The 10,003-nt window shown below is 43.3% G+C and carries 11 protein-coding genes and 2 tRNA genes; 12 read left to right on the top strand and 1 reads right to left on the bottom strand.

Going from position 1 to position 10,003, the window contains the following annotated elements:
- Positions 1–5 precede the first annotated feature (5 nt).
- From ACEW8F_RS10720 to ACEW8F_RS10695, 6 genes are all read left to right on the top strand, one after another.
- Positions 6–82: transfer RNA gene (locus ACEW8F_RS10720), tRNA-Ile, on the top strand.
- Between the two features lie 9 nt (positions 83–91).
- Positions 92–167, top strand: a tRNA-Phe gene (locus ACEW8F_RS10715).
- Positions 168–576: 409 nt separating this feature from the next.
- Positions 577–1,887 carry an amidase domain-containing protein gene (locus tag ACEW8F_RS10710; protein WP_373483460.1) on the top strand — a complete coding sequence of 437 codons (1,311 nt, stop codon included), beginning with the start codon at positions 577–579 and terminating at the stop codon, positions 1,885–1,887.
- Between the two features lie 153 nt (positions 1,888–2,040).
- Entirely contained in the window at positions 2,041–3,396 is a 1,356-nt protein-coding gene (locus ACEW8F_RS10705; RefSeq protein ID WP_373483459.1) for a peptidoglycan DD-metalloendopeptidase family protein, read from the top strand.
- Between the two features lie 278 nt (positions 3,397–3,674).
- A complete protein-coding gene (locus ACEW8F_RS10700) occupies positions 3,675–4,238 on the top strand; it encodes a hypothetical protein (protein WP_373483458.1) in 564 nt (187 codons plus the stop codon).
- A 218-nt stretch (positions 4,239–4,456) separates the two neighbouring features.
- Complete coding sequence (locus ACEW8F_RS10695; RefSeq protein ID WP_373483457.1) at positions 4,457–5,149, top strand: hypothetical protein; 693 nt, start codon at positions 4,457–4,459, stop codon at positions 5,147–5,149.
- A gap of 176 nt (positions 5,150–5,325) precedes the next feature.
- Here the strand turns inward: ACEW8F_RS10695 and ACEW8F_RS10690 are convergent, their stop codons facing one another.
- Positions 5,326–6,177, bottom strand: a complete 852-nt coding sequence (locus ACEW8F_RS10690) for a pyridoxamine kinase (protein WP_373483456.1) — start codon at positions 6,175–6,177, stop codon at positions 5,326–5,328.
- A gap of 100 nt (positions 6,178–6,277) precedes the next feature.
- On the opposite strand from ACEW8F_RS10690, the gene ACEW8F_RS10685 reads away from it, so the two are divergent.
- The 6 genes from ACEW8F_RS10685 to ACEW8F_RS10660 all read left to right on the top strand — a co-directional run bounded on the left by ACEW8F_RS10685 (position 6,278) and on the right by ACEW8F_RS10660 (position 10,003).
- On the top strand, positions 6,278–7,675 hold the full coding sequence (locus ACEW8F_RS10685) for a PLP-dependent aminotransferase family protein (RefSeq protein ID WP_373483455.1): 1,398 nt from the start codon (positions 6,278–6,280) through the stop codon (positions 7,673–7,675).
- A 110-nt stretch (positions 7,676–7,785) separates the two neighbouring features.
- Positions 7,786–8,175 (top strand): prepilin-type N-terminal cleavage/methylation domain-containing protein, encoded by a 390-nt coding sequence (locus ACEW8F_RS10680; protein ID WP_373483454.1) that lies wholly within the window; start codon positions 7,786–7,788, stop codon positions 8,173–8,175.
- Between the two features lie 33 nt (positions 8,176–8,208).
- Complete coding sequence (locus tag ACEW8F_RS10675) at positions 8,209–8,682, top strand: prepilin-type N-terminal cleavage/methylation domain-containing protein (protein WP_373483453.1); 474 nt, start codon at positions 8,209–8,211, stop codon at positions 8,680–8,682.
- Complete coding sequence (locus ACEW8F_RS10670; protein WP_373483452.1) at positions 8,672–9,082, top strand: hypothetical protein; 411 nt, start codon at positions 8,672–8,674, stop codon at positions 9,080–9,082. Before ACEW8F_RS10675 ends, ACEW8F_RS10670 begins: the two co-directional genes overlap by 11 nt.
- Entirely contained in the window at positions 9,075–9,578 is a 504-nt protein-coding gene (locus ACEW8F_RS10665; protein ID WP_373483451.1) for a prepilin-type N-terminal cleavage/methylation domain-containing protein, read from the top strand. Before ACEW8F_RS10670 ends, ACEW8F_RS10665 begins: the two co-directional genes overlap by 8 nt.
- Positions 9,575–10,003: a hypothetical protein gene (locus ACEW8F_RS10660; protein WP_373483450.1), complete on the top strand. Its 429-nt coding sequence runs from the start codon at positions 9,575–9,577 to the stop codon at positions 10,001–10,003. The genes ACEW8F_RS10665 and ACEW8F_RS10660 overlap by 4 nt, the downstream gene beginning before the upstream one ends.

The following is a 10,003-nucleotide window of genomic DNA, read 5'->3' as shown; positions in this document are numbered from 1 at the left end:
CTTGGGGGCCTTTAGCTCAGTTGGTTAGAGCAACCGGCTCATAACCGGTAGGTCCGGGGTTCGAGCCCCTGAAGGCCCACCATATTTTTTTGCCCAGATAGCTCAGTCGGTAGAGCAGGGGACTGAAAATCCCCGTGTCGGTGGTTCGATTCCGCCTCTGGGCACCACCACTTAAAAGATAGCAGCGAGAGCTGTTTTTTTATTTTTTGGACAAGCTTAAAGCTCAGTCGGTTGAGCATAAGCAGAGAACCCAAATCTTTGATTTGGTGTGAATCGCTTAGTTAAGCAAAGTTTAGTATTAAACAGTCGTTTGAAATAGCGCAAAATTAATATATTTGAGTATCGTTTTATTAATTTGTAGGGGACTGAAAATCCCCGTGTCGGTGGTTCGATTCCGCCTCTGGGTACCACCACTTATAAAGATGACAGCGAAGGCTGTTTTTTTTATTTTTTGAATTATTATTAGCTTTGGTGGTACATTGTTCATAAGAGAATTTTTTGAATCTTCATAATTTGTTCACAAAAGATACACATTGTGAATATATAATTGTTACAAATGTTGAAGAGGTGCGAAAAATGAAAAAAAGAAAGATTGCCATTAGGCGAAAACGAAGAAGAACGACGGTTGGCCTGGTGCTGATGACCCTGATGGCGATGGGTGTTGTCTATGTCGGCGTAATGGCAAATTCATATGCTATCGCCACCAGCACCGGGAGCATTTTTGACGCTAAACCGGAGAGTAATTATCAAAAAACCGGCAGTAGCATTAAAATCCGGGATAGTGATGAAGCACTAGATGATGCCATGCTGAAACCGATCAATGAATATTTCAAATCTTATTTTCAGGCCATGGCCAATTTAGAAACAGTCGATCTCACCGGGTTGTTTGCGGATCCATCCAGTGAAAACGCCTGGATCAATCAAAGTGCCATGGATTATCTGATCCAATTGCGGCAAAGCCAGAGTAACGATCTGCAGATGACCGATTATCAATGCGGATTGACGGTGACCAGTATTGATATGGAAGCAGATGAGATTGCAGTGGTTTTATTGGAAGACCACACCGTCAATTTTGCGTTTATGCCCGAAGTGGATTCGTCCAGTTCCGGGATTGCCCATACTTTTTATCTAAATGAAACAGCAGACGGCTACGTGATATCTGAGCATTATAAAGAAGAAGACAGCTTTCTGATGCTGGAAGAAGCTGTTCAAAATAGTTATGACGGTCCTCAGGATGTAGCAGATGAACTCCTGAGTGATGCACTGTCAGTTATTGAAGAATTATCCTGGGAAAAGGATGCGTTTAATTCAGGTGAATGGGAAAATGGGGAAGCTGAAACCGATAACGACTACGATGGTGAGGCTGCGGTGGATTATGCGATGACCTGGACAGATCCCATCGATGTCGTTCGAAATGATGACTATGGCATTTACGATGGCTATGGTGGTAATTGTAATAACTACATCTCTCAGTGTCTTTTTGCCGGCGGAATACCCATGGATAGTGATGGCGATAATAATACCCAATGGAAATGGTATGGCGAAGAAGTGGAAGATGCGGATGGTTCGGATTGGGGCCGGAGCCCTGCCTGGACAGGGGTGGAGGAGTTTTATACCTACGCCAGTGAAAATGATGGGTATGGATTGGCTGCGATGGTAGCTGATAATGTCTATTCCGGTTCAGTTGGCGATGTTTTGCAATATGGGCATAATGGAGATTGGCTTCATTCGGTTATTATTACGGATGTGATTAAAGACGGCAATGGAAACATGGCAGATTACCTCATCAATTCTAATACGACAGATCGAATCAACTACCCGGCTAGTGCCTATGGTTATTCGGAATTACGGCTTATTAAAGTTTTAGGTTGGAACGACGGCGAATAGTTGAAGCAGTTTTTAATATCTATACTTTTCTTCCTGATTTATGAAATAAATACCATATGTTGATAAAAAAACGATTAAACATACAAATGACTTGTAAAACATAAGACCATATGGTATCATAATTGTAAATAAAATGTAACGAGGAGGAGAGGCATGGAAAAAACTCAGAATTTTTTTGAAAAAGTCCGAGCGAGATTAAAAAAATACCGATTTAATTGGTCGACCCAACAAGTTGAACATGATGAATTCGTAGAGATTGAACATGTCAATCACAGCGAAATTTTGAACAAAGACAAGCGACAGCTATTTAAAATGCGGGGATCCGCAGTGGTAGTTTGTACTTTTTTAGTATTGGCAGGGGCAGGGGTAGTCGATGCCCAAACCAGGGCCTATGAGGTTATTTACAAAGGAACCAGCATTGGTTATGTTGATAGTCTGGGGGTGTTGGAAGCGGCGGTAGGTGATGCAAATGACGGCAAAAGCGGCAGAAGAAACAGAGAAGGCAGCGACTATGAAATACGTGAGGCCCGATCAACGGATGTCTTAACGACCGAAGAAGTTGCCCAGGTTATTACCGCAATCAGAACCCAGGAAAAGAGTGCTGATACGAACATTCAGGTCGCCAGAGTTGACCGTATCCAGCCAGAGCCATCTGTTGAGGCAGCTCCGCAGGAGTCATTGTTGTTAGCAGCAGATGTGGTTCAAACGGCTTCGGTCGAGGTTTCGGTTGAAGAAGAATCTGTGGTCGAACCGACGATGAGTGCGGCCAGTGCGACAGAAACTCAAACAGCCGAAGCTCCGGTAAGTGCTGAAACAGAACCCGTGGCAGTCGTGGATGAAGCGTTGGTGGCAGATGAGCCGGTGGCTGAAACACCCGAAATCGTTGTCGAGGATGTCCAGGTGACCGAAACTCCCGCAGTAGCAGCACCTGCGGTCGATGCCCCGGTGGCTGAAACACCTGCAGCCGAAGTTCCGGCTGTGGAAACACCGGTAGTTGAACCTCCGGCGACGGAAACACCAGCGGCACCGGTGGCTGAGGCTCCGGCGGTTGAAGTCCCAGCAGTGGAAACCCCAGTAGCAGAACCGGTAGCGGAAACCCCTCAGGCACAGTTCATTCTTCCAGCCAGCGGCCGAGTAGGAGAAATTCTTCGCGACTATGATGGCGGATATTACAGCAACCATTATCGTTCAGCAGCTGTTGATATCTTAAACAGTGAAGGAACGTCGATTTATGCGGCAGCATCTGGTACGGTCACCCTGTCCAGCTGGTATGGCGGCTATGGCAAGTGCGTGATCATTGATCACGGCAACGGCTATTCAACCCTCTACGGTCACTTTAGTTCGGTGGATGTATCTGAAGGTCAAACTGTAACTCAAGGTCAGCGTATCGGTGGAATGGGATCCACAGGATCGTCTACCGCCAATCATGTTCATTTTGAAGTTCGGGTCAATGATGAGGCCCAGCAGATCAGCAATTACTTCAGTATCAGTTCCGGCGACTATATCTAAGCCTGAGACACCGTAAAAACGGTATCTGAGGTTATCGATAAACTACCGTACCGACCAATTGTTAATCTGTTGTTCGCCGCGGAATCGGACAGGCTCTGCCGTGTCCGCTCCGATGCGTACAACATGATGTAACAATTGTCGGTACTGGGTTAGCTTTTTTGACAGTCTGAGACACCGTAAAAAACGGTGTCTTTTTTTTACAAAAAATCTTGCGCAACTTATGTAGATATGGTATCATTATGTAACGAAAACGTAACGAATAATAACAAGAGGTAACTATGAACGAGGCTGTAAAAATTGAAAGAGAAAAAAGACGAATCCAACGAAAGCGAAAAAGACAGCGCAGTAGCATTGTCGCGTTCATGATTTTATTTATCGTAACTTCAACCGGGGTCGTCGGTGCTCAAACTCAGGGATACGAAGTTTTTTATCATGGCGAAAGTCTTGGCTACGTGCAGACTTCCAGTGTCTTTAAATCGGCAGTTGAGCGGATTGAAAATGATCTGATCGAGTGTTACAATTACGATAATATCCATTTGGGTGATGGGTTTGAACTGATTCCTGCGCGGGTTGAGAATCCCATGGATTTAGATACCTGTGTTAAAGTATTAAATAGCAAAGGTATTGAGCTTTATGTAAATGGCGCAGCTGTTTTGATGGATGGTGAAAAAATCGGGACCGCAATATCGTTGGATCAAGCTCAGGGTGTCATTGAGACTTACCGGAATATCAATAGCAATAAAAATATCAGCGAGTTAAAATGTGTCGAAGTGATGGTGCCACTGTCTGAAACGAAGGACTTTGCGGCGATGCTGTCGGCCTTAAAAGCACGTACGAAATAAAAAAACGAAATCACCGGCTTAGGCTTATGATTGAGGTTATCGACAAACTGCCGTACCGACCAATTGTTAATCTGTTGTTCGCTGCGGGATCGGACAGGCTTCGCCGTGTTCGCCCCGATGCATACAACATGATGTAACAATTGTCGGTACTAGGTTATCTATATTGATAGTTTGAATCACCGGCTTAGGCTGGTGATTTTTTTAAGGAGGAAAGAGAGATGGCGGAGATTACCCGGGAAAAAGCGATGGATATGGCAGTAAAGTATCTGTCATTTAAGTCGCGCACCAGCAGTGAAATGGTTGAATACCTGAAGAAAAAGAATGTCGATGATGAAATAATCTCTGATGTGATGCAAAAAATGGGTGAATACCGCTATATTGATGATGTGGTTTATTTAAAAAACTATGTGGAGAATAATCGCCATCTGAATTACTATGGCTCCCGACGAATGAGTCAGGATTTAAAAAAACGGGGGATCAGTGATGAGCTGCTGCTTTCGCTGGAAGATCTGTTTTCTAAGGAAGACGAATATCAATGCTGTCAGATGGTGGCAAAAAAGAATCTGCGGGTATCAAAAGGACAAACCTCAGCACAGAAGAAAAAAAAGCTATATGACAAGCTGGGGCGAATGGGGTATCCCACTGAAATGGTTCTGGACGTGATTAAAACCATGATTTTGGAAGAAGAACCGCTGGAATTAACTGCTGATGATTTGGCGTTTGAAGACCAGAAACTCAGCGAAAAGTTGAACCGGGATTATGAAAAATATCTGCGCGCCCATCGCAGAAAAGGGGCAGAGGGGAAAGAGCTGATGTTCCGGATCAAGAAGAGCCTGCTGGGCCGGGGCTATCCTTATGCGCTGGTTAATGAAAAGATAGAAGAGAAGCGCGAAGAGCCGGGGGATGAATAAAAGTTTGGGCGATCACCGATGACCAGGGGGAGTCAGACCCTCGCCCTGATGAATACCGCGTTGCGGGCTAAAACAAGAAGGCGTTACATCATTTCCTAGGGGCGGGTAGTACCCGCCCGAACGATAACATAATGACAAAAGTCAGATCGGATTAATTTGTCAATTGGCTAGTATTGTTACAATCCCAACCGTTTTATCAGATAGGGAATGGCCCGTTCAAAACAGACCCCATAGCGTTTCTCCTGACCCAGTTCCATTGTTTTTTGAATACATTCTCTGGTGTAATCCACAGCGATCTGCGTGGATTCTTTTAAATTAAAGTCGTTTAGCAGTCCGGCCAGCAGGGTGCTTCCAAAAATATCACCGGTGCCATGGAAATAATCAGACACCCGGCCATTGAAGGCATAATCAAAGGTTTTGGTTTCGCTGTCGTAGGTGGCGGCCCCCAGTTGTGAGGGGTCAAATGAAATGCCGGTAACCACCACTTTTTTAGAACCCAGCTGGGTCAGTCTAACTAACAATGCTTCCACATAGTTTTGATCATAATCCTCCCCTACATAGGGTTCATCCAGCAGGAAGGCAGCTTCGGTGAGGTTGGGGACAATGATATCGGCTTTAGCACAAAGCTTGGTCATCCCTTTGGCCATAGCCGGGGTATAAATGGAATAAAGCTCGCCGTGATCGGCCATTACCGGATCCACCAGAATCAGAGTATTTTCTGAGTGGAAGGTATCAAAGAGATTGGCAACCAGATCAATCTGCTCGAATGAGCCTAAAAAACCGCTATACAGAGCGTCAAATTCCAGATTAAGGGATTGCCAGTGATCGGAAATGGGACGGATATCATCGGTTAAATCTCGGTAGGTGAAATTTTCAAAACCGCCGGTATGGGTTGACAGAATGGCGGTTGGCAAGACGCTGGTGTCAAACCCGGCGGCTGAGATAATGGGCAGGGCCACGGTCAGGGAACATCGGCCGACGCAGGATATATCATGAATAGCGGCTACCCGCTTTTGTTTATTTTGCATTTGAGTCTCCTTGTTTTAAATTATCTTATTATATGTTAAAATTGAACCTATAAAAAGCGTCAGTTAATCAAAAAACTATGGGTTCAGACAAGGAGATACGATGATTACCATACCATTTAAAAACAAGGGTGCTTTTCTTTATGTGGAAATGTATGAATTTATTAAGAAAGAAATAACCGACGGCAACTTGAAATATGGGGAGAAACTGCCTTCCAAGCGAAGTCTGGCCAGTCATCTGGCGGTGAGTGTGAACACGGTGGATGCAGCCTATGGCCAGTTGGTGGCGGAAGGCTATCTTGAAGCCATTGCCAAAAGAGGTTATTTTGTTTGCCAGATTGATACCTATTTATTGAAACAAAAGGATCGGGTACAGGAAGAAAACATCAGAACAGCAAAGCCCGAAACCATTAAAATTGATTTTTCACCCAATGCCATTGATCAGCGTATTTTTCCTTATGAAGCCTTTCGAAAAATATTCAAATCAACTTTTAATGAATACGATAGTAATTTATTAAACAAACCCGATATCCAGGGTGAACTGGAGCTGAGGAAGGCCCTGGTGGATTTGCTCTATCGATCCCGGGGGGTACGTTGTAGAACTGAGCAAATCATCATCGGATCAGGAACAGATCATCTGTTGCAAATTTTAGGTCTGCTCTGGGGGCACAACAAACCGGTGGTGTTGGAGAATCCGGTTTATCTTAAAGCCTATAATATTTTTGAAAAAATGGGGAATCCAGTTATTTCCATTGATATCGACGAAAAAGGGATTCAAATTGAACCGATGAAAGCTTATACAGATGTGGCGGTTTATGTGACACCTTCTCACCAATTCCCATTGGGAATGAGCATGCCCATTGATCGACGGATTCGGTTACTGAATTTTGCCAATCAGGAAGCGGGGACCTATATTATTGAAGATGATTATGATAGCGAGTTCCGCTACAATGAAAAGCCACTGCCTTCGCTTCAGAGTATTGATAACAATGGTAAGGTGATTTATATCGGCACCTTTTCAAAATCTATTGCGCCCTCTTTCCGGATCAGTTATATGGTTCTGCCGGAGGAATTACTGGAGGCCTATCTGGAAATGGCAGATACTATCAGTTCACCGGTTTCCAGTCTGGAACAAAAAATGATCGGCGCCTTTATTGCCAGTGGGGATTTTGAGAAACACGTCAATAAAATGAGAAAAATTTATAAAGGCAAACGAATTGTATTAATGAATGCCTTAAAACAATGGGGGAGCCAGGTCAAAATTACTGGTGAAAATGCCGGTCATCATCTGCTGGTGCAGCTTGACAATGGCCTGACCGAGGAAGATATGTATAACCGGGCCCTGGCTCGGGGTGTTCGGGTTTATCCGGTTTCGCCCTACTTTATCCATGGCGTGCCGGAGAATTACAATAGTATGGTTTTGCTTGGATATGGTTCATTAACCGATGAACAGATTTACAGTGGTATCGGGATTTTAAACGAAGGATGGAATTTATCTTGATTTGATAGCGCTTTTGACTAAAACAGAGAGTAAATAAGCTAAATATTTACTCTTTTTTTTATATTTCAAGAGTGGTAATATCAAGTTAAAAAAGAGATCGGAGATAAGTAATGGGAAGTAAAAGCAAACTGACGGGTGAACAAAAAATTATTAGGCTCAATAATGTTCATGGATTTACGATGATGGAAGTAATTGTGGTGATTGCTATATTAGGCGCCCTGGCCGCTTTAGCTATTCCGCGGTTTACTGGTGTTTTGGCAAATTCCCAGAAAAAAACAGATTTGGCCAATATCCGTATCGTTGAAAGTGCTGCTGAACTGTATGAAGCAGAAAAAGGAGAAATGGATTCAGCGGTGGACACCTTTGATGAACTGATTACTCAATTGAATGTGGCCGGTTATTTAAAAAATACGGAATTGACGGCGGTTAGCGAGGGAAAAATATTTACCTATAATTCCGGGACAAAAAAGATCAGCTTAGAAGACGATCCAAGCGACTAACAGTTTGATGTGAAAACGAATACAGTTATAAAAATGATGAAGATACTAAATAATCAGTGTCTACAACGAAAAGATGGATACACCTTATTGGAATTACTGGTATCGCTTTCGATTTTATCGCTGCTGACCGTCACCTTGCTCAGCACCGGTTTTACCAATAGAGATCCCTTTAGCAATGCGGCCTATGAAGCTGAATGTGAGAAAATCTTGTACGCATTGCTTCAGTATCAGAATGAAGCGATCATGGATGGCTACCAGCGACAGGTACGTTTTGGAGATACGGGAATGCAGGTTATCTGGACAAAAGACGGGGTAAATCATCGCGATTATATGCCGGTGGAAACCCTGACCTTTACTGGGGATTATACGGGTGCTACCGCATTAAGGTTTTATGAGTGCGGAACGGTATCCCAGGGAGGAACGGTCTATCTTACCGGTTTCAACGGTGTGGTTAGAAAACTTGTCGTTCAGGTAGGTAATGGGAGGATTTATTTAGATGAATCATAACGTCAGATCGAAACACAGGCAGATTGTAAAGTCACAAAGCGGGTATACCATCATGGAAGCTATTATTGCCATTGCTGTCTGTGGATCAGGGCTGGTAATGATTCTTGGACTCTACGGAATGGCGGTTAAAACAGAAATGGTATCCAATACTATTTTTGAACAGTCGCTGGAGATCAATAGCATTGCCGATGATATTAACCTCAGTTTAAAGGAAGAATCCGTTAAGAGTCTTCCGGAAAGCGTGGATCGGATTTTAAAAAGTAAATACCCGGACTATGCGCTGACAGAAGTAAGACAGGATAGTCAAACCAGTTTGTACGAGCTTAAGATTTTACATAAGGGCGGGAATAGTATGGATAAGCTGTTTCATATTAAGATATTCTGGAGCTCGGATGAGTGATCGAGGGGTACGAAAAAATGGCGGGTTTTCGCTGATTGAAGTTCTGATTTCGCTGATGGTTATTTCGTTGGTACTTGGCTTGCTGCTATCGGGGTTGATCTATGTAAACATGATCAGCAAAAAGACCGAGACAAATCAGAAATTGTTTTATTCGGAACGATATCTCAATTTATATTTTCAAAAGCAGATTTTAAGATCCGATAAAATCTATTTTAAAAATAATCGCGTCTATCTTCAGGATATGGAAAGTCCGGATCTTTATTATAACTTTTATCAATACAGTAATGGTTTTTTAAGACGGTATAAGGTTAGCAAAAATGGTTTAACACCCATTGGTTCCGGTGGCAACAGTCAATTTGCGGATAATATTCAGTCTTTTTCAATGACTCTGGGACCCAATCATGAAATCCTCCTGAAATATAGTCTGGCAGTGGAAGGAAAGATCTATTACCGGGAAACAACGATTTCTCACGGAAGAGTGGTGGAATTTTTATGAGAAAACCGAGACATAATAAAAATGGGTTTGTTCTGCCTCTGGTTCTGGTGGTCATTGCACTTCTGGCAGCAGGGGCGGGTTATGTTTTAACTCAGGGAATGGCAGAACTTCAGGCTAACACCTTAAATCAGGATTATGAGTTATGCATTCTGACTGGTAAAAATGCGATGGCTATCCTTCAGGCTGAACTGGAGAAAGACGTCAATTATTCAGGTACCAATGGTAAGGTATCAGATGAAAACGGCGGATTTTATGAGATTCATGTTTTTAAAACATCTGAAAAGCTGCGATATGTGGAAGTAGCATGTGAACTTCGTGCTTATCAGAAAAAGTTTAGCGGTGAAATAGAATTGATGCCTGAAACAGCAGAACCGCCATCGGGTAAGATTGTGAAATTTAACTGGAAGATGTTAGGAGGAGTTTGA

The organism is Acetobacterium sp. (genome assembly GCF_041752335.1).
Taxonomy (GTDB): Bacteria; Bacillota; Clostridia; order Eubacteriales; family Eubacteriaceae; genus Acetobacterium.
This window is presented reverse-complemented; position numbering and strand designations above follow the sequence as displayed.